Genomic DNA, 19,901 nt, shown 5'->3' with positions numbered 1-19,901 from the left:
CGGAGTCGATCGCCTCATACCTCATCGAACTTCTCCCTAAGTTCGATCATGGCCTTGTAGGCACGGCGCAGGTCGGCCTCGACGGTGCTGATGCTGACCCCGAATTCCGTTGCGATATCGCGCTGGCCGACCCCATCGATACGGTGCCGGCGAAAAATCGCGGCGGTGCGCTGGCCCAGCCCGTCGAGCGCTTCCTGGGCGAGGCGAAGCTGCTCGCGCGCGATCAGGCGGCGCTCGCTCGATGGTTCGTCCGAGGTGCCGGGCACGGTGGTCGCCGATTCGGTCCAGTCCTTGTCGCGCCGGGTCGCCTGCTGCTGCGAGCGGTAGCGGTCGAGCATCAGATTGTTGGCGGCACGGTAGAGATAGGAAAGCGGCTGCGCGATCGGCCCGCCCGGCGCGGCGGCGATCTTGAGCCACAGCAGCTGCACGAGATCCTCCGCTTCGTCGCCCGCACCATGCGCGCGCAGGAAGCCGAGCAGCTTGTCGCGATTCGACAGGAAGACGGCCTCCAGGCCGGTGCTGCTCATGTCCCCGCTCGCTCGCCTCTCCGAACCCTATATTCAGGCTGGGGCTCTACACGCGGCATGGCTGCCGTGCCAACCACTTGATACAGCCCCGATCTGCCATTGCTCCAGACGGTGACGAGACCCGATTTCCTTGGGTCGGCCAGCCGATGGCCGATGATCCAGAGATGGGTGAAGGCGGCGCGCGGAAAGCCGGCCAGGGCATGCGACAGGCCGTGGCCCTGTTCCCTGCAGCCGTCTGGATAGGCGAGCTGGCTGGGATCGGCGACGAAGGGCATGGCGCGGCGATGCCGGATCGTCAGATAATGCTGGCCGGGAATCGCCCATTGTTCGTTGACGAAGGCGTCGCGCGTCAGGATCGCATAAGCGGCAAGATGCTCGGGCCGGATGTCCGACCAGGGGGTGAGGCAGGGCCGCGCGACCAGCGCCAGCACCGCCGCGCCGCGCGGGATGGCGGGGAGCGCCGACAGCTCGGCGCGCTGCTCGGCACCGCGCTGCGCGAAGCTGATCATGGTGCCGGCGGTGCGCACCGCGACGAAGGCGAGGCCGGCGAGCGCGATCATCCGGGCGAGGCGTGCGGTCTCGGGTGGCCTGATGGCGAGCAGCGCCAGCATCCAGATCGCCGGTGCCATGCGCATGTCGACATAGGAGCCGCCGAGGAGCAGCCGGGGCAGCAGCAGGAAAGCGGCGGCACAGGCGAGCGCGGGCCAGCCGAGCAGGGCGGAGAAGCCCAGCCGCCGGTCGCGCGCGGCGATGTAGATCAGCATCAGCGGGGCCAGCAGCGAGGCGATGTCGAACGCCTGCCAGCGGTCACGCAGCGAGGACAGCAGCCAGAGGAATTTGGCGCCCATGTTGAACCAGTCGCCAGTCTCGCTGGCCCGTGCACCGGCCGGCCGGCCGAGCGCCATCACCAGCGCCGGGAGAGCGAGCGGGAGGCAGGCGACGACCGCGCAGCCGATCGCGCGGGGCCAGGGATGGTCCCGCGCGCGCAGCCGTGCCAGCTCGGCGGCGAAGGCCATCAGCCCGAACATGCCCCAGCCGAAGCTGTGCGCGGTCCACAGGACCAGGCCGACCGGCGCGAACAGCAGGGCGCGCAGGCGGAGCCGCCCGGCCCGCGCGAGCCGAAGCCAGAGCGCCAACGCGGCGAAGCCGAGCGCCTGGGCCAGCGCGAAATTGACGAAGCCCATCTGGAACGGCCAGCCATAGGCGAAGGGCAGCGCGAACAGCAACGACGGGGCGACCCGGCCATGCACTTCGCGCGACAGCCACAGCAGCGCCGCGCCGGTGAGCAGGAGGATCAGCCCGGCGATCAGCCGCGCCGCCGCGACCGGGCCGACCAACGGGATCAGCGGCAGGGCGATCAGATCGGTGCCGAGATTGCCCATCCACGCCCAGTGGACCGCATAATATCGGTGGAGCGGCGAGGCGGGGTCCGCCGTCGCGATATGCCAGCGGCCGACATGGCCGGGCAGATCGGTGAGCGGCGGCAGGCCCGGCAGCAGCAGCGGCGCCAGCAGGACGAGCAGGATCGCCGCCAGCGGGCCGGGGCGCCGCCACCAACCGATGCTGTGGCCCGGGTTCATCGATCCACCCGCTCGTAAAGCTGCCAGGCCTGGCTGGACAGTCCATCGAGATCGCGCCCCGCGATCGGCTGGAAGGCGGCGCCGCAGCGCAGCGCGGCGAGCGGGAAGGGCTGAGTGCCGTTGTCGGCGATATAGTAGAAGCGGGCCTCGGCGCAGTCATTGGTGAGGATCAGGGGATAGGCGCGCCGCGAAGCGGCGGCCTCCAGCACGGGGCCGTCGCGTTCGGCCTGGAGCATCACCGCGCCGCCATCGGGCGCCCGCTGGCTCATCACCTCGATCGCCAGGCCGGGATCGCCGCGCAGATTCGCGATAATGTGCCCGTCGAGGATCAGGCTGCCGATCATCACCGCGCCGAACAGCAGGCGCGCCGCCCGGCCCCGCACCGCCGCCAGTTCCGCCAGCAGCAGGAGCAGCGCGACCGCGCTGAGCAGATAATAGCGCGGGAAGGCGCTGTTGCCGGGTTCGAGGATGGCGACCAGCAGCGGCAGGCCGAGGATGGCGAGCAGGTGGAAAGGCGCGCGTTCCGACAGGAGCGGCGCCCGCCGCAGGCCGAGCGGCAGGAACAGGAAGAAGATCAGCCAGGGCCCGACCAGCAGCGGCCAGCCGATGGTGAAGGCCAGCATATGATCGAGCGCATCGACGAAGGCCGGCCAGTCGAACGGCGCGAGGCTGCCCATGCGGAAGCCTTCGGGGCTGGCGGCGGCGCCCGCCGCGACGATCAGCAGCACCGCGAGCACGGCGGCGACCGCGCGGCCCATCAGCCGTAGGGTGGCGAGCGCGCCCGCCGCGTGGCCCAGCCGGCGCCCCTGTTCGATCGCGACCCAGCCGCTGAGCGCGGCGACGCCGAACAGCATCGAGGCATGGGCGAGCATGCCGGCCAGCGTGGCGATGCCGAGTAGCAGGGGCGCGTGGCGAACCGGCACGCCGAACAGTTCGCGGTCGACGATGCGGATCGCGCAGAGCAGCGCCAGCAGCATCGGCGCATAGCCGCGCGCCTCCGATCCATAGGTGACGAGGATCGGCGAGACCGCGAACAGCGAGGCCGCGAGCGCCGCGCCCCGCAGCCCGCGCCGCGCCCCGATCAGTCCGGCGACCACCACGCCGGCGGTGCCGCAGGCGATCGACAGCGCCCGGCCGAGCAGCGGCGATCCGCCCCAGCCGACCAGCTGGAGCCAGAGCGTGTTGAGGAAGTGATTATTGTCGTGGTTGATCGCGAAGAAGACGTCGCCGGGCGATCGCGCCTCGCGCGCGAACAGCAGCGACCAGGCCTCGTCGAGCCAATAATCCCCCTGGGCGGCCGCGATCCGCAACGCCAGCCCGATCGCCGCAGCCGCCGCCAGCACCGCCCACAGGCTGCGGCGCGGAAGCGGATCGATGGGGAAAGGGCGGTCGGACATCGCGAACGCTTCTACCGCGTCCGGAACGCTGCGCCAGCCTCACTCGCCCGTTCCGTTACCGCCGGGCGCTGTGCTATGGAAGAATCACTTCGAATTCGGGGGAAAGCCGGCTTGGCGGAGCAGGATCAGGGCACTGGCAAAGCCTTCCGGCCGCCCTTCGGCGCCGCCGGGCCCGGGCTGATCTGGGCATTCGACCTTGGCGATCATGGCGCGCGGGCGATCGAGACCTGCGATGCCGAGACGAGCGGGTTCCGCTGGCTCCACCTGAGCCTTGCCCACCAGGGCAGCGCAAGCTGGATCAGCCGGCTGGAGGCGCTGCCCGAGGATGTGCGCGAGATGATGGTCGCGTCCGACAGCCACCAGCGCGCCATCGTCGAAGGCGGCGCGGTCGGCTGCGTCATCCACGATTTCGAGCGCGATTTCGAACGCAGCGACAGTTCGCAGGTGGGCGTGCTGCGCTTCGCGCTGACCCCGGAGATGATGATCACGGCGCGGCTCCATCCGATCCGCTCGGCCGATGTCGTGCGGCAGAAGCTGGCACGGGGCCCGGGCATCGAGGAACCGGGCGACGCGCTCGACCTGCTGATCGGTACCGTCTCCGAAGGGATCGCGGCGGTGGTGCGCGAGTTGGGTCTGGACGTGCAGCGCGCCGAGGACGCCTTCCTCGACGGGCGCCATTCGCCCAGCACCCATGGGCTGATCGGCATCCGGCGGCGGCTGGCGATGGTCAACCGCATGCTCGATGGGCTGCGCGCGGTGTTCCGCCGGCTGGAGGGCGACGAGGACCTGCCGGAGGCGATGCTGGCGACGGTCGAGCGGCTCAACCAGCGTATCCAGGCGCTGGGTGCCGACGCGCTGGGCGTGCAGCGGCAGATCCACCAGCTGCGCGAGGAGATCGACATCTCGGTCGACCAGCGCACCAACCAGAATCTCTACGTGCTCTCGATCATGACCGCGCTGATGCTGCCGGCGACCTTCGTCACCGGCCTTTTCGGGATGAACACCGGCGGCCTGCCCTGGGCGCAGGCGCCGCACGGCACGCTGCTGGCGACGCTGCTGGCGCTGGGCACGGCGGGCGCGACCTATCTGTTCCTGCGCTGGATGGGATTCATGCGCAGATAGGTTGACGGCAGCGCCATGTTGCGCCGCAAAAGAGTCATATAGCTGCAATCCGACTGTCAGCGAGCGTCCCTAGGCAGGCCCCCGAAACGAGATCCATTCGGGGGGCGTCATGACATCGAGATTCCATATTCTTCTGGCCGGCATCAGCATGGTCGCCGTGGCGCCCGCGCTGGCGCAGACCGCGCCGGGCGCCGACGCGGGCGGGGACGAGGGGATCATCGTCGTCACCGGATCGCGGCCGATCGCGGAATCGGAAGCGGCGGCGCTGACCATCCAGCAGAACACCGACTCGCTGGTCGCTGTCGCCGCCGCCGATGGCGTCGGCCGCCTGCCCGACCAGAACATCGCCCAAGCGACCAGCCGCCTGCCCGGCGTCAGCGTCGAGCGCGACCAGGGCCAGGCCCGCTACATCAATCTGCGCGGCGCGCCCAAAAGGTGGACGACGCTGTCGTTCGACGGGATCAACGTGGTCAGCCCGGAAGGCCGCGATGCGCGCTTCGATTCGACCCCTTCGGCGATCGCGTCGCAGATCATCGTGTCGAAGGCGGTGACGCCCGAGATGCCGGGCGAGACGGTGGCGGGCAACGTCAACATCATCACCCGCTCGGGCTTCGACTATCCGGGGCTGCACGTTGCCGGCAAGGCGGGCTATGGCATCGCAGAACTGGGCGACCGCAAGCAATATGAAGGCTCGGCCGTCATCTCCGACCGGTTCAAGGTGGGCGAGGGCGAGATCGGCGTGGTGGTGTCGGGCAGCTATTATGAGCGCGCGATGATCACCGACAATTTCGAGACCGACTATGAGCGCGTGAGCCAGGACCAGCGTCCCGGCGCCGCGACCCGCTTTTGGGCCGCGGAGGCCGAGAACAAGCTGTACCGGCTGACCCGCAAGAACTGGTCGGTCTCCGGCCGGCTCGACTACAGGCCCGATGCGGACAACATGATCTCGCTGCGCTCGGTCTACACCATCTTCACCGACGACGAGGCGCGCGACAATTACCGCTTCGACCTCGACGATCGCCAGGGCGACCTCGTCGCCAGCGCCGCGGCCTGCCCGACGGCCTTCAACCCGACCCCGACGACCAGCGGCTATGCCGATGTCTGTACCGGCAACACCCCGCAGAAGGGCACGGTCTATGGCGTCGACATCCGCCAGCGCTCGACCCTGCGCGCGTTCCGCCAGTCGATCTTCACCAACACGCTGGCGGGCGACCATGATTTCGCCGACGGCTGGAAGCTGAGCTGGCTCGGCAACTTCACCCGGTCGAAGGACGACCGCTCGATCGTCGGCGAAGTCAGCTGGGACAGCCCCGGCACGCGCACCGCGCGCCCCACCGTCAGCTATGACTTCAGCGACCGCAACCATTCGGTGCTGACCCTGTTCACCACCAACCCGCTGGCGGGCCCGACGCGCTTTTCGGCCGGCGGGCAGGTGAACAATGTCGACAGCTTCACCAAGCCGCCATCGTCGCTGCTGGTGCTCGACGCGATCGACACCACCAAGGCCTATACCGGCAAGGCGGTGCTGACCCGCGAGACCGGGCTGTTCGGCGGCGAGGCCGTGCTGAAGGCGGGCTTCCAGTTCGACCGGCGGACCAAGGTGGCGGACGAGAACCAGATCCTGCTCAACACCGCCGCGCAGTTCGCCGCCGTCGGGCTGCCGAGCGACTATAACCAGTTCTCGCTGAACACCCCGTTTCAGGGCAAGATCCCGCTCGGCTACAGCTTCCACTATTTCGACACCGCGAAGATGCGCGACGTATCCAAGGCGGCGCGCGCGGGCTTCGCCTTCACGCCCAACGCCGCCAATAATTACGACGTCCGCGAGGAGGTCTATGCGGGCTTCATCATGGGCACCGTGAAATATGACTGGGGTTCGATCCTGGGCGGCGTCCGCATCGAGCATCTGAAGAATCGCGGCCAGGCGATCGCCAACGTCGGCACCACCACCGGGCTGGTCACAGCGACGTCGAGCCAGACGCTGGCCTTCCCGAGCCTGCACCTCAATTACAATGTCGACGACAGCAAGAAGCTGCGCATCTCGTTCAACTCGGGCGCGGCGCGCGCCGATTATGACGATCTTCGCCCCAATGTGGTGGTGAGCGACACCAACCAGACGATCTCGGGCGGCAACCCGGCGGTCAAGCCCGAGCGCGCCTATGGTGTCGACGGCTATTTCGAATGGTATGTGAAGCCGCAGGGCTATCTGATGGTTGGCGCCTTCTACAAGAAGGTGAAGGACGTGCTGTATCGCCAGGCGCGCACCTTCGGTTCGAACGCGCTGGACAGCAACGGCATCGACCGCTCGGCCTATATCTTCACCGGCATCGCCAATGGCGGCGACGGGCGCATCTTCGGCGCCGAGGCGGCCGCGCAGCTGCAGCTCGAGCCATGGACCGGCAATCTCGGCCTGCCCGACTGGATGGGCGGCTTCGGCGTCTCGGCGAACCTCACCCTGAATGACAGCAAGGTGACCAAGCCGGCGATCGGCGCGGTTCCGGCGCGCAGGGTGCAGCTGCCCGGCACATCCAAGGTGGTCTACAATGTCGGCGCCTATTATGAGAAATACGGCCTGTCGGTCCGCGTCCAGTATCAGCGCCGCAGCGCCTGGCTGGACGAGATCGTCGACGACCTGACCGATGGCGGCGACACTTATTGGGCGGCCGACGACGAGATGGACATCTCGGCCCGCTATGCGGTCACACCGAACTTCGAAATCTACTTCGACGCGCAGAATGTGCTCAACAAGCCGGGCCGGCGCTATTCGGAACCGGGCAAGCTGCTGACCGCAACTGGCACGCCGACGGCGCGCAGCAGCATCCAGACGATCGAGTGGGAGCGGTTCGGCCGCCGCTACTCGGGCGGCATCCGCGTCAACTTCTGATGACGATGGCCCGCACCGTGCCGCTGATCGCCCTGCTGTCGCTGGCAGGGTGCGCGACCACCGCGACACGCCCCGCCATTTCGCCTGCGCCGACCGCATCGGTGCAGGCGAAGGGCGAGACCCAGGCGGTCGGCACCGCCAATGCCGACGCTGCCGACGATCCCGCGATCTGGCGCAATCCGGCCGATCCGGCCGCCAGCCTGATCGTCGGCACCGACAAGAAGGCGGGGCTCTACGTCTATGACCTGGAAGGCCGGCAGCGTTTCTTCATCGATGCCGGCCGGGTCAACAACGTTGACCTGCGCGACATGGGGGCCGCGGGGATCATCGTCGCGGCGAGCGACCGCAACGATCCGCGGAACGCGAAGCTGGCACTGTTCCGGCTCGATCCGGCGAGCGCCAGCCTGGTCCCGCTCGGCAAGCTCGCGGTGGGGCCGGGCGAGGCCTATGGCATCTGCCTCTACCGCGAGGGCGATGTGCTGTTCGCGTTCAACGTGATCAAGGACGGCACCATCCGGCAGGTCGCCCTCAGCCTGGGCGACGCGCCCCGAGCCAGCATCGTGCGGACGATGAAGCTCGCCACCCAGTCCGAGGGCTGCACGGTCGATGAGCGCACCCATCGTCTCTATGTGGCCGAGGAGGATATGGGGCTGTGGCGCTTCGACGCCCGGCCCGGCGGCGACACGGCGCCGGTCAGGATGGCGGCGGCCGATGGTTACCGGATCGTCGCCGATACCGAGGGCGTGGCGATCGCGCCCGAGGGGGATGGGGACGGCGGCTATCTGCTCGTCTCCAGCCAGGGCGACAACGCCTATGCCGTCTTCCGCCTGTCGGACGACAGCTATGTCGGACGCTTCCGGGTGACGGCGGGCGCGGTCGGATCGACCGAGGAAACCGACGGGATCGATTTCGCCATGGGCGATTTCGGCACCGCCTATCCGGGCGGGCTGCTCGTCGTCCAGGATGGGCGCAACATGCCCCGCGCGCAGAATTTCAAGCTGGTCGACTGGGCGTCGATCAAGGCTGCGCTGGGCATTCGGTAAACCTCCCCAGCTTTTCCCAACTTCGATTTCCGATACTCCATGGCAGCCGCCGGCCAGGCCTGGCCGGCGGCTGCCATCCTTTTCGCCGTTCCCGGATGGTCCGGAATGGAGGAAAAGCAGCGATTGTCTGATGCCTGTGACATGCTTAACAGACGCTAGGGGTGGGGCTGGCGCTAGGGGAGAATCATGCGCAGCGAAATTATAAGCTATGAAGCCGATGGCCTCGCCATGGAGAGTCATCTCTATGTCGACGAGGGCCGTTCCGGCGCGCGCCCCGGCGTGCTGGTCTTTCCCGAAGCTTTCGGCCTTGGCGACCATGCCAAGAACAAGGCGCGCAAGCTGGCCGAGCTTGGCTATGTGGCGCTGGCCTGCGACCTGCATGGCGAAGGGCGGATCAAGACCGACCGTGACGAGATGATGGCGGAACTGGGAGCGCTGTTCGAGGCGCCCGAGCGGATCCGAGCACGCGCCAAGGGCGGGCTCGACGCGCTGCTCGCCCGGCCCGAGGCCGATCCGGCGCGGATCGCGTCGATCGGCTTCTGCTTCGGCGGCACCATGTCGCTGGAACTGGCGCGCGGCGGCCATCCGATCGCCGGCGTGGTCGGCTTCCACAGCGGGCTCAAGACCAGCCGGCCACAGGACGCCGCCAACATCAAGGGCAGGGTGCTCGTGCTGATCGGCGCCGACGACCCCGGCATCCCGCCCGAGCAGCGCGCCGCCTTCGAGGCGGAGATGCGGGCCGGCAAGGTCGACTGGCAGATGAAACTCTATGGCGGTGTCGTCCACAGCTTCACCAATCCCGAGGCGGATGCGATGGGGATGCCCGATTTCGTCCGCTACGACGCGGTCGCGGATCGGCGCAGCTGGGCGGAGATGCTGGCCTTCTTCGACGAAATCTTCGGCAAGGCCGGCTGAGCGCGATGGCCGGTTCCACCCATGGTTCCGCGGCCCGGCTGCGGCGCGAAGCCGCCAAGGCCCGCCTTCTGGCCCACAACGCCCCCGACGAGGGAGAACGCGATCGGCTGGTGGCGATGGCCGCCATGTTCGAGCGCGAGGCGCAGGCGATCGACGAGGCGCTGCGGGGCCAATCCTGACGATTGGCCTAGCGCCTGCTTTCGCGCTACACGGGAGCGAGGGGGGCCGAAGATTCGGTATGGTGCTGCGTAGCGAGTCGTCAACGTGCTGATCGAGCGCATCCTGCGCCGTAGCGGCCCCATCGCCTTCGCGCGCGAAGCGTTCGTTTCCCAGATCATCGTCCGGTCGCTGCTCATCGTGCTGCTGATGGCGGGGCTGCTGGCCGCCTTCGTCTGGATTGCGGCGCGCAAGGCCGACGAACTGTCGATCGTGCGCCAGCAGAAGCTGATCGCGACCGTGCTGGAGCAGAATTTCCGATCGATCGCGCACGACCAGGAGGCCGCCACCGTCTGGGACGACAGTGTCGACGAACTGCGGCGCCGGCCGATCAATCCGCGCTGGCTCGACGACAATCTCGGCATCTGGTTCCACACCTATTACGGCCATGACGCGATCCTGATCGTCGATCCGCGCGACCGTCTGATCTATGCGATGCGCGAGGGCCAGCGTGACGATATCGCGGGAACCGCGCGGATCGCCCGGACGGTGGCGCAGCCGCTGCTGACCGAATTGCGGATGCGGATGCGCCAGGGGACCCCTGTCCAGCGCGCCAGCGCGGTGCTGACGCCCGGGGCGATCGACCTGGGCATCGTCAACGGCCATCCGGCGATCATCAGCGCCAAGCCGATCGTCTCCGACACAGGAGAGCGGCCGCAGGTCCCCGGCAGCGAATATGTCCATGTCAGCATCCGCTATCTGGACGGCAGCTTCATCGCCGATCTCGCCCGACGCTATCAGCTCGGCGATGGCCATTTCACCGCCGAGCCGCCGAGGGACGGGCGGCTGAGCCGGGTGGCGCTGCGCACCCGCGGCGGCACGCTGCTCGGCTATTTCGCCTGGGATCCCTATCGGCCGGGCAGCGCGATGCTCGGCCAGGTGGCGCCGGCGCTGGTCGCCTCGCTGCTGGTGGTGTTCGGGATCGTCGCATGGCTGCTCGGCCGTATCAGCAACAGCACCCTGCAACTCAGCGCCGCCAAATCACATGCCCAGCATCTTGCCGACCATGATCCGCTGACCAGCCTTGCCAACCGTGCCCAGTTCGACCGCCGGCTGGCGGCGGCGCTGGACCAGATGCGCCAGAGCGGACGGCCGCTGGCGCTGCTCTACATCGATCTCGACCATTTCAAGAACGTCAACGACCATCTCGGTCATCCGACCGGGGACCAGCTGATCCGTGCGCTTTCCGGCATATTGTCGGGGCTGGCGCCCGACGATGTGGTGGCGCGGCTGGGCGGCGACGAGTTCGCGATCATCCATTTCGCCGACGATGCCGCGAAGTCGGCGGAAAGGCTCGCCCAGGCCATCCACCGCGCGCTGGCGAAGCCGATCGATCTTGGCGACGGCGAAGTGCTGGTCGGCGCGAGCATCGGCATCGCCGTCGCGCCGCGCGACGCCGGCGATCCGGTCGAGCTTGTCCGCAAGGCCGATATCGCGCTGTACGAGGCGAAGCGCGGCGGCCGCCGTCGCCACGCCTTCTACACCGCGGCGATGGGCGAGCGGATCAGGGAGCGCAACGAGATCGAAGCCGAGCTGCGCGAGGCGATGAGGACGGGCGACGGGCTCGACATCGTCTACCAGCCCTGTTTCGAGGCGCGATCGGGCGCGCTGATCGGCGCCGAGGCGCTGATCCGCTGGCAGAACGCCCGGCGCGGAGCGATGCTGCCCAACCAGTTCATCCCGATCGCCGAGGAATGCGGGCTGATCGAGACGCTCAACGAATGGGTGCTGGAACAGGCCTGCCTCGCGGCGGCGCGCTGGCCGGCGGGGACCATTTCGGTGAACCTGTCGGCGGTGCAGCTTCGCAACGCGACCCTGGCCGAGCGCGTCTTCTCGATCCTCAAGCGCACAAGGCTGGCGCCCAGCCGCCTGGAACTGGAGATCACCGAGACGAGCTTCCTCGACAGCAGCGAGAAGTGCCGCCGCAATCTCGGCTGGCTGCGCGACGTCGGCGTGCGGATCGCGCTCGACGATTTCGGCACGGGCTATTCCTCGTTCAAGCATCTCGCGGGCTTCGAGGTCGACCGGGTCAAGATCGACCAGAGCTTCGTTTCGACGATCGAGCCCGGCCGCCCCGGCAGCCCGGTGATCCAGGCGATCGTCGACCTCGCGCGCGTCAGCGGGCTGGAGACCACCGCCGAAGGGGTCGAGAGCGAGCAGCAGCGCCTCTATCTGACCAGCATCGGCTGCGACGTGCTGCAGGGTTTCCTGCTGGCCGAGCCGGTCAGCGCGGCGCAGGTCGAGGCGCGGTTCATCGAGGCGCAGGCGGGGGCTTGATCCCGGCTTCGTCATCCTGACGGAGGTCAGGATCCAGATACGCAACCTCCCGGGTCGAGCCTCGGCGTAGCGGCAATGGATGCTGAATCAAGTTCAGCATGACGGGCTTACAACAGCATCTCCGCGAAATCGCCGCGCATGCAATGGTTGGAACTCATCGCCGAGCCGTAGCCGCCGGCGTTGATCAGCGCGATATGGTCACCCTCGACGAGCGGCGGCATGGCATGGTCCTCGGCCCAGAGGTCGAGCGCCTCGTTGATGTTGCCGGCGACCGTTACCTTCCGCCCCGCGCCGGCGCGCAGAGTGCAGGCGACCGGCTCGCAGGGCAGGTCGTAATGGGCGGGCTCGGGGTGGAGGTTGAAGCCGCCGTCGACCGCGACGAACAATGTGTCGCGCTTGCGCTCCACCCAGACGACCGAGAGCAGCAGCAGCCCGGCATCCTTGACCAGATAGTCGCCGGGCTCTGCCGCGACGGTCAGGCCCCGGCCGCCGAAATGGCGCCCGATGATCGCCGACCAGCGGTCGAGATCGAGCGGTGCGTCGCCGGCGCGGTGGGGAAGGCCCAGGCCGCCGCCGATATTGACCGTGGTCGCCGCCGGCAGGTCGTCGAGAAACGCCGCCGCGCCGCCGACCGCCGCCTCCCAGGCGTCGAGTTGCTGGGACAGATAGCCGCAGCCGACATGGAAATGGATCGTCGAGACGGTGAGGCCGTGTCGCGCGGCGAGGTCGAGCGCCTCCCGCCATTGTTCGCGGTAGATGCCGAATTTGGTGGTGCGTTCGCCGGCATAGGTCAGCCGGGCGCTGTCGCCATAGCCGGTGCCGAGGCCGGGATTGACGCGGATGCCGATCGTCCGGCCCGGCGTCCGCTCACCGATCATGCGGATCTGGGCGAGCGAATCGCAGTTGATGTGGAGATCGGGCTCGGCGAGCAGCCGATCGAGATCGCGCGGCGAAACGGCGGTGCCGGTGAAGCTGATGTCGCGCGCGGCGAATCCGCAGGCCAGGGCCAGGTCCATCTCATCGGGCGAGCAGATGTCGACCCCGACACCTTCCGCCGCCAGCAGCTGGAGCAGCGGCGGGAAGCGGTTGCACTTCATCGCATAATAGAGGCGGTGATCGCAGCCCGACCCGGCAAGCGCCGCGCGGAGCCGCGCGGCATTCGCCACGATGCGGGCGCCGTTATAGAGGAAGAGCGGCCGGCCCTGCTCCGCCGCGAGCGCGGCGACATCGGCCCCGGCGAAGATCAGCCGGCCGTCGGATGCGCGATGCAGATCCTCGCGCGACCACCATTCAGCCGGCGGCATGGTTCTCGAGCCAGGCCTGCCCCTCGGCATTCGGCCCCTCGCTGCGGCCATGGATCCAGCCGCGGCAGGCGGCGGCGCCGCAGCCACAGGCGAACTGGCGGTGCAGCCGGTCCTCGGTCTCGGCATAGTCGATCGTCACCACCTCGCCCGCCGCGATGGCGCGCAACGCGACCAGGGTGAAGCCCGCCATGTCGAGCCGGGCATTGGGTTCGCAGCCATGGCTGAGATAGCCGATATAGCGGGTGCCGCTGATGTGGCGCAGCGCATCGATCTGCAGGCTGTGCTGGCAGATGGCCTCGCCCACCACGCCGGCGAAGCGGTGCATCGTCTCGCCGGCCGCGAAGCCGCGCAGCGCACGCACGCCAAGGCCGCGCCGCTCGTCCAGGCGGAGCACCTCCAGCGCTTCGTCATCCTGAGTCCGTGCCGTTGCCCACTCCGGCGCAGATGTCATCTGTCCCACCTTTCGCAAGGGCGCGAGACTAGCGCGAAAGCCTTAAAAAGTCTTGCGAAATGTCAGTTCGTTGCGCCCCTGGTCATATACGTAGCGGACTTCGTCCATCATCTCGCGGACGAGATGGATGCCGAGGCCGCCGACCGGGCGGTCGTCGATGTCGAGGCTGGTGTCGGGCGCGGGCAGGGCGAGCGGATCGAAGCGGGGGCCGTCATCGGCGATCCGCGCGGTCAGCGTGCCGGCGTCGACCGTGATGGCCAGCTCGATCGTCCCCCCGCCATGATGGGCGATGTTGCTGAGCAGCTCGTCAAAGGCGATCATCAGCCGGGCGACCTCGCCGATCGGCACGCCCTGCGCCTCGAGCCAGCCCTCGATCGCCTCGATCAGCCCAGGCAGGGCGGCGCTATCCGCCCGCAGCGCGCGCGTGAATTCAGCGGCCATGCATCATCGCCCCGCACCGCATCGTGCCGGCCGTCCCCGCCGCGACGATAATCGTGTGGAAAATGGACATCCACTCCTGATATGCAGCGACGCCGAACAGGCGGGCCGGAACGGATTCTAGACCAGATGGACATCAGCGAAAATAGCCGAGACGGCGCCCTTGTGATTTCGGCCGCCGGGCGCATGGACAGCACCACCGCGGGCGCGCTGGAGGCGGTGCTGCCGGCGCGGGTGAAGGAGAACAAGGCGGTGGTGCTGAGCCTCGCCGACGTTCCCTATGTCAGCTCGGCGGGCCTGCGCGTGCTGCTGATCGGTGCCAAGGCGGCGAAGGCGGCGGGCAACCGCCTGGTGATAACCGGCGTCGCCCCGGCGGTGCGCGAGGTGTTCGACATCAGCGGCTTCTCGAAGATCTTCACGATCGAGGCCGATGTCGACGCGGCACTGGCGAAGCTCGGCTAGAGCCTTTCACGATCCGATTGCATCGGCTCGTCGGCTCTACCCTGTTGTTTTACCGCGATTTCCGAGTCGGCAGATGTTTCCATCTGCCTAGAAATCGCTCTGAAGGATTTGCCCGCGCCCGGTGAAGGCTTTTGCGGCCGCGTTGCCCGATGATCGATGACGGCACCGGCCTCCGCCGGGGCGACGGCGTCAGGCAGGCCCCGTTGCGACGATGATCCCGGCATCGGGATAGAGGATCGCCAGATCGGCGGTCAGCGCTTCCGGGTCGAGATCGGGGTGGTGCGCGGCATAGGCGGCGACGGCGCCGGCATCGTCGCGCAGCGCGAGGGCGACCCGCTCCGGCCCCACGAACCGTTCGACCAGCCGCTCGGCGCCGAAAGCCTCGGCGGCGAAGGCCAGCCGCTGCCCGAGATGCTCGGCCGGGCCATCCAGCAGATGATCGCGCAGCGCGACCGCCGAGGCCAGCGCTGCGGCGGGTTCGCCGCCGACCTCGCCCAGCGCGACGCGCCAGCCGCCGTCGCAGGGAAGGGCGACGTGGAAGGCGCCGGGTTTCGCCCTGGGCAGCGAGCGGATCGACAGGATGGCGGCGCCGGACCGGGCCGACAGATCGGGGAAATGCCGTTCGCGCAGCGCGCGGATGCCGAGCATCGGATCGGGGCTGCCGCCGCGACCGAGCCGGTCGAGATCGTCCGACACGCTCTTGTCGATCAGCCCGATCGCATCGGCGAGGTCGCGCACCTCGCGGATGCCCAGCGCGGTCGGGTCCGCGCCGCCGCCGCGTGCCTCGATGATCGACCGGGTGCGCCGGAACTCGCGCGTCACCCGCGCCGCCACGACGAGGCCGAGCAGGATCGCGAGGACCGCCGATCCGGCGACCAGCACGATCGACAGCCGCTTCAGGTGGAAGGCGCGGCGGTTGAGCGGCCGCGCGTCGATATCGGCGACCGCGACATAGCCCCGGCCGGCCGGCGCGCGCGCGGCGATCAGCGGATCGCGTTCATTGTCGTGCCAGTTGCCGATGATGACCGGGTGGTCGGGCGCCTTCAGGCTGTAGCGGACGATGGCGGGTCTATCGAGCAGGTTGAGGATGCGGCCGTCGGGCGCGGCGAGGTAGAGCGTATCGAGCCCCGGTATCTTGGCGCCGGCCGAACGCAGCGCCGCGAGCCGCCGTGGTTCGCCCAGCTCGGCCAGCGGATCGCGGGCCTCGCGGGCGAACTCCGCCACCGTCACCGCCGCGGCGAGCGCCTGGCCGCGCAGCCCCTGTTCGATGTCGTCGACCTCCTGCTGGTAGAGCAGCAGGCTGTTGACCCCGACCAGCAGCAGGAACAGCGGCAGCGCCAGCAGGACGATGATGATCCGCACGCTCATGCGGCATCCCCGGCGTCGTCCATCAGCGACATGATGAACTCGGGAAACTCGCGCGCGATGGTGAAGACGTGCGGCTTGGCGATGGCGACCGCCTCCAGCCCCTCGGGCCCGGCGAGATAGTCCTGCGTCACCGCGAGGCCGAACAGCAGCCCCGGGGCGTCGAACACCGGCGGGGGTATGCCGCCGTCCGCGCCGACCAGCCGGCCGCCGATGCGGGCGAGCAGCATGTCGGCGACCTCCCCGGCCGCGAAGACGCGCTGGCCGGGCACGAAGCTGCGCACTGCCGAACGGGCGGCGATCACCGCGATCGTCTCGGGATCGAGCACCCGGAAGCCGGGCAATATGCGGAGCCGTTCGATCATGCGCCGGTGCCGATCAGGATATGGCGCCCGTCGTCGAGCACCGCCGAGGCCCGTTCGCCCGCTGCCAGCCGGAGCGGGGGGCCGTCGCGCTCGATCCGGGCGGCGAGGGCGGGATCGGCGGCGGCACGGGCGGCGAGACGCGCGGCGGCGGCGCGGCGGAGCGGCGCATCGGCGTCGCCGGCATCGCCCTCGAACAGGAGCTGGGGCGTGGCCGCCGACCGGGCCAGCTCGGCATCGACCGCCGCCATGCCCGCGGCCGCGGCACCTGCGCGGGCGGCGGCGCGCGCTTCGGCCAGCTGGCCGGTCAGCGCCGCGCTGCCCTCCGCCAGGGTCCGTTGCAGCGCGGCGATATCGCGCGGGGCGGGGAAGGGTTCGATCGGGCGATGGTCGCCGCCCGCGATGCGCAGCGCCTCGCGACGCAGCCGGTCCAGCGGCTGGGCGATGCGGCGGACGATGAGGAGGGTGGCGAGCGTGCAGGCGAGCAGCGACACCATGCCGATCACCACGCTGGCGAACAGGGCGTTCTGGGTGGCGGTGCGGATCAGCGAGACATTCACGTCGGCGCCCGCCGTCGCGACGATCCGCCCTTCCGCGTCGCGGAGCGGGGCGGCGGCGGTCTTGAGCAGGCCCCATTGCTGCTGGAACTCGATGGGCGAAAGGTGGATGCCGTCCATCGCCTGGACGCGGCGTATCCCCGCCAGGGTCTCGGGCGGCAGATCGTCCTCCGATCCGATCTGCGAATGATCCTCGCCCGTCGTCGCGTCGAGGACATAGATGATGTCCTGCGAGCCGCCGAGAACCTGGGTGTAGAGATAGGTGATGTCGAGCTTCTCGCGGATGCGCCGCATCGGCAGCACGGCGCGCAGATATTCGGGGCTGCGTTCGGCCTCGTCGCCCTTGGGTTCGGTGCGGGCGATGGCGATCAGCCGGTCATGGTCGCGGGCATCGATCAGTGCGCCGGTCAGCGCGCTGGCGGCGATCAGCTTGCGGTTGAAGCCATCGAGGATTGCATCGTACAGTCGGCTGTAGGTCAGCACGCCGAGCCCGATCGCGACCAGCGCGACCGCAGGCAGGAAGACCCTGAGCAGCAGGGCCTGGATGGGCACGCCTTCAGGCCGCATAGGCGCGATCGTCCCTGGCACGGTACAGCGCGAGCGCCAGATCGACCTGGCGGACGGCGAGATCCTGGACCACCGCCTCGGCCAGCCACATCGGCGGCGCCCCCGCCACGTCGATGGCGATCACCGGCGCGGCGGGCCGATCGAGGGTCAGCGCGAGCGCGAGGCGGGTCTGCACCTCGATCGAGGCGGCCGCGAATTCGCGCCGGCTGGCGATGCCGTCGATCAGATCGATCAAGGTCCAGCCGCCCGCGCCGGGCAGATCGAGCTGGGTGGCGATCGCGGCACCGGCATGGCGGTGGAGGCCGGGCCGCAGCGCCGGCCGCAGCCGCGCGGCCAGTCCGTCGGGCGGGGCGAGATCGCGCAGCGCCTGGGCGGCGGCGATCAGCTCCACCGTGTTGGGCGACGCGAGCCTCTCGCCCAGCATGTCGAGCAGCCGTTCGGGATCGTGCGCGTCGCCTGGGCGCGGATCGATCAGCGCCTTCAGCATCAGGAAGGTCGGCCGGTCGGTGCCGTTCTCGATCGCCTCGATCGCATTGGCGCGGACCTTCGGATTGCGGGAATGGAGCGACACGATCAGCAGATCATAGTCGGGCAGCCGCCCGCCGAGCGCGAGCAGCTCGATCGCGAAGTCGGTCGCCTGGGCGATCTGCTGGCGCTGCAGCCGGGCGAGGGTGCGGGTGGCGCGGGTCGGTTCCGCCACCGCCTCCAACGCCTCGGCGAGCGCGAAGCGGGGTTCGGCGCGGACCAGCTCCTCCCGCACCAGCGCGTCGAGCCGCGAGGTGAACAGCGGATAGGAGAGGCGGGCGAGGGTGCGGGCGGCGACCGAGCGACCGCGATAGCTTTGCGCGCCGTCGGATATGGCGGCGACGAGGCGGGGGATGGCGATGTCGCCCCAGGCGATGATCATCCGCTCGATCGCGTGGCGGTCGCTGGGGCTGAGGCCGGCGGCGCAGGACAATATATCGGGCAGCGCCTCGAGATCGCGCCCGGCGTGAAGCTGGGCGATCAGCCCGTCGCGTTCGTCGCGGCGCGCGGTGCGCAGCCGTGCGATCAGCTCGGCCGTGGACGGCGCCGGATCGGTGGGCGAGGCAGGCTCGATCGCGCGCTGGTGGCCGAAATCGAGCGACATCGCCTGCATGTTGCGCGCCATCGCCGCCGGATAGAGCTGGCGCAGCGCGATCACCACCAGCAGCAGCAGCACCCCGAGGATGACGCCGAGACCCGACAGGTCGCGGATGTCGGTGCGGTCCGCCGCATAGAGCAGGAAGCCGCCCGCGACGAAGCTGGCGAGCGGCTCGGCCAGCCCCTCGACGATGGTGCGCACCGGCCGCTTGGTCTCGCTCGGGACCGCGTTGAACAGCAGATTCTGGTTGTTGTACTCGATCGAGGTGAGGATGCCGTGATAGGCGAAGAAGGTGGCGAGCGCGCCTTCGAACGAGCCGGTGACGAACAGGAAACCGAATGCCGCGAAATAGGCGACCGGCATGATCAGCGCGACGTTGCGTACCCCGATCCGCCCGACCAGCCGGGTGAAGACGAACAGGCAGACGACCATGTTGAAGATGTTCGCGCCCGCGTAGAGCGCGCCGAGCAGGCTGGCCAGTTCGGCCTCGCTGCGGCCCTGTTCGAAGATGCTCGAATATTGGAATTCGGCGAGGTTCGTCATCAGCAGGGTGACGAACAGGGTGAGGGTGAGGACCAGCGTGTAGCGCGAGGTGCGGAAGCTTTTCGCGACCTGCGCGACCTGGCCGGCGACGCTCTCGTTCCCGGCGCCCTCGTCGACCTCGCTATCGGCGATCCGCGCCCAGCGCCGCCGCACCAGCAGGGCCACCGGCAGGGTCACCGCCGCGATCACGGCCCAGATCAGGAAGAAGCCGCGCAGCGACACATCGCCCGCGAGCCAGCTGACCAGCAGGCCGCCGCAGGTCATCCCGAACGCCATCGCGGCGGCGAGCAGCGGGAACATCCGCTTGCCGTCCTGGATGGTGAAATAGGCGTCGGTGTAGTTCCAGAACAGCGAGTAGAGGGCGATGTACCACATCGCCAGATAGAGCTTCAGGCCGAAATAGACGGGCAGCTTCCAGCTGGCGGGAAGCGCCATGCCGAGCACGAACCAGATCGCCAGCCCGCCCAGCACGAGCAGCGCGATGGTGGCGTCGATCACCCGGTCCATCGAGAAGCGGACCAGCAGATAGGAGAAGACGACGGTGTAGAGCAGCATCACCGCCGGGGTCATCATGAAGATCAGCGCCAGCCGATCGGCGCCGGCATTGGCGAGGAAGGCCGCGTCGCCGGCCGAAAAGCCGATGCCGAGCCCCATCTGAAGCAGGAAACCGAGCAGGCCGAACTGCGCCAGCTTCGGCCACTCGCCGGGGTTCACCCGGAGCAGTCGGTTGACGAAGCTGACCATTTCCCCCCTTGCATTCCGTAGGGG

Annotated in this window: 17 protein-coding genes; 7 read left to right on the top strand and 10 right to left on the bottom strand. The window is 69.0% G+C overall.

Going from position 1 to position 19,901, the window contains the following annotated elements; all coding sequences use genetic code 11:
- Nucleotides 1–14 precede the first annotated feature (14 nt).
- Genes CMV14_RS20400 through CMV14_RS20390 form a run of 3 tightly spaced genes read right to left on the bottom strand, consistent with a single transcriptional unit; the run spans nucleotide 15 to nucleotide 3,504 of the window.
- Complete coding sequence (locus CMV14_RS20400) at nucleotides 15–527, bottom strand: RNA polymerase sigma factor (protein WP_066966979.1); 513 nt, start codon at nucleotides 525–527, stop codon at nucleotides 15–17.
- Nucleotides 524–2,107 (bottom strand): hypothetical protein, encoded by a 1,584-nt coding sequence (locus tag CMV14_RS20395; RefSeq protein ID WP_066966976.1) that lies wholly within the window; start codon nucleotides 2,105–2,107, stop codon nucleotides 524–526. The genes CMV14_RS20400 and CMV14_RS20395 overlap by 4 nt, the downstream gene beginning before the upstream one ends.
- Nucleotides 2,104–3,504, bottom strand: a complete 1,401-nt coding sequence (locus CMV14_RS20390) for a glycosyltransferase family protein (protein WP_066966973.1) — start codon at nucleotides 3,502–3,504, stop codon at nucleotides 2,104–2,106. The genes CMV14_RS20395 and CMV14_RS20390 overlap by 4 nt, the downstream gene beginning before the upstream one ends.
- 111 nt (nucleotides 3,505–3,615) lie before the next feature.
- Between CMV14_RS20390 and CMV14_RS20385 the strand changes: the two genes are divergently transcribed.
- The 6 genes from CMV14_RS20385 (at nucleotide 3,616) to CMV14_RS20365 (ending at nucleotide 11,961) form a co-directional block, all read left to right on the top strand.
- Nucleotides 3,616–4,626 carry a CorA family divalent cation transporter gene (locus tag CMV14_RS20385; protein WP_066966970.1) on the top strand — a complete coding sequence of 337 codons (1,011 nt, stop codon included), beginning with the start codon at nucleotides 3,616–3,618 and terminating at the stop codon, nucleotides 4,624–4,626.
- Between the two features lie 109 nt (nucleotides 4,627–4,735).
- Nucleotides 4,736–7,510, top strand: a complete 2,775-nt coding sequence (locus CMV14_RS20380) for a TonB-dependent receptor (protein WP_066966967.1) — start codon at nucleotides 4,736–4,738, stop codon at nucleotides 7,508–7,510.
- Between the two features lie 5 nt (nucleotides 7,511–7,515).
- On the top strand, nucleotides 7,516–8,553 hold the full coding sequence (locus CMV14_RS20375; protein ID WP_066967011.1) for a phytase: 1,038 nt from the start codon (nucleotides 7,516–7,518) through the stop codon (nucleotides 8,551–8,553).
- Nucleotides 8,554–8,739: 186 nt separating this feature from the next.
- Nucleotides 8,740–9,468: a dienelactone hydrolase family protein gene (locus CMV14_RS20370; RefSeq protein WP_066966964.1), complete on the top strand. Its 729-nt coding sequence runs from the start codon at nucleotides 8,740–8,742 to the stop codon at nucleotides 9,466–9,468.
- Nucleotides 9,469–9,473: 5 nt separating this feature from the next.
- Nucleotides 9,474–9,647, top strand: coding sequence for a hypothetical protein (locus CMV14_RS26875; RefSeq protein ID WP_176489086.1), 174 nt, complete (start codon nucleotides 9,474–9,476; stop codon nucleotides 9,645–9,647).
- Nucleotides 9,648–9,732: 85 nt separating this feature from the next.
- Nucleotides 9,733–11,961 (top strand): putative bifunctional diguanylate cyclase/phosphodiesterase, encoded by a 2,229-nt coding sequence (locus tag CMV14_RS20365; RefSeq protein ID WP_066966961.1) that lies wholly within the window; start codon nucleotides 9,733–9,735, stop codon nucleotides 11,959–11,961.
- 107 nt (nucleotides 11,962–12,068) lie between these two features.
- Here CMV14_RS20365 and CMV14_RS20360 read toward each other — a convergent pair whose 3' ends face one another.
- Genes CMV14_RS20360 through CMV14_RS20350 form a run of 3 tightly spaced genes read right to left on the bottom strand, consistent with a single transcriptional unit; the run spans nucleotide 12,069 to nucleotide 14,157 of the window.
- Nucleotides 12,069–13,265 (bottom strand): diaminopimelate decarboxylase, encoded by a 1,197-nt coding sequence (locus CMV14_RS20360; RefSeq protein WP_083216011.1) that lies wholly within the window; start codon nucleotides 13,263–13,265, stop codon nucleotides 12,069–12,071.
- Nucleotides 13,252–13,716, bottom strand: a complete 465-nt coding sequence (locus tag CMV14_RS20355) for an SET domain-containing protein-lysine N-methyltransferase (protein ID WP_066966955.1) — start codon at nucleotides 13,714–13,716, stop codon at nucleotides 13,252–13,254. Before CMV14_RS20355 ends, CMV14_RS20360 begins: the two co-directional genes overlap by 14 nt.
- Before the next feature lie 42 nt (nucleotides 13,717–13,758).
- The gene (locus tag CMV14_RS20350) at nucleotides 13,759–14,157 is read right to left on the bottom strand and encodes an ATP-binding protein (protein ID WP_066966953.1); all 399 of its coding nucleotides are present in this window, start codon (nucleotides 14,155–14,157) and stop codon (nucleotides 13,759–13,761) included.
- A gap of 183 nt (nucleotides 14,158–14,340) precedes the next feature.
- Here CMV14_RS20350 and CMV14_RS20345 point away from each other — a divergent pair, with 183 nt between their 5' ends.
- On the top strand, nucleotides 14,341–14,616 hold the full coding sequence (locus tag CMV14_RS20345) for an STAS domain-containing protein (protein WP_238147103.1): 276 nt from the start codon (nucleotides 14,341–14,343) through the stop codon (nucleotides 14,614–14,616).
- 189 nt (nucleotides 14,617–14,805) lie between these two features.
- Here the strand turns inward: CMV14_RS20345 and CMV14_RS20340 are convergent, their stop codons facing one another.
- Genes CMV14_RS20340 through CMV14_RS20325 form a run of 4 tightly spaced genes read right to left on the bottom strand, consistent with a single transcriptional unit; the run spans nucleotide 14,806 to nucleotide 19,877 of the window.
- A complete protein-coding gene (locus CMV14_RS20340) occupies nucleotides 14,806–15,984 on the bottom strand; it encodes a hypothetical protein (protein WP_066966943.1) in 1,179 nt (392 codons plus the stop codon).
- Entirely contained in the window at nucleotides 15,981–16,346 is a 366-nt protein-coding gene (locus CMV14_RS20335) for a Crp/Fnr family transcriptional regulator (protein ID WP_066966940.1), read from the bottom strand. The genes CMV14_RS20340 and CMV14_RS20335 overlap by 4 nt, the downstream gene beginning before the upstream one ends.
- Nucleotides 16,343–17,467: a HAMP domain-containing protein gene (locus CMV14_RS20330; RefSeq protein WP_066966937.1), complete on the bottom strand. Its 1,125-nt coding sequence runs from the start codon at nucleotides 17,465–17,467 to the stop codon at nucleotides 16,343–16,345. The genes CMV14_RS20335 and CMV14_RS20330 overlap by 4 nt, the downstream gene beginning before the upstream one ends.
- Nucleotides 17,457–19,877: an MFS transporter gene (locus CMV14_RS20325; RefSeq protein WP_066966934.1), complete on the bottom strand. Its 2,421-nt coding sequence runs from the start codon at nucleotides 19,875–19,877 to the stop codon at nucleotides 17,457–17,459. The genes CMV14_RS20330 and CMV14_RS20325 overlap by 11 nt, the downstream gene beginning before the upstream one ends.
- Nucleotides 19,878–19,901 lie beyond the last annotated feature (24 nt).

This window comes from Rhizorhabdus dicambivorans (assembly GCF_002355275.1).
Lineage (GTDB): Bacteria > Pseudomonadota > Alphaproteobacteria > Sphingomonadales > Sphingomonadaceae > Rhizorhabdus > Rhizorhabdus dicambivorans.
This window is presented reverse-complemented; position numbering and strand designations above follow the sequence as displayed.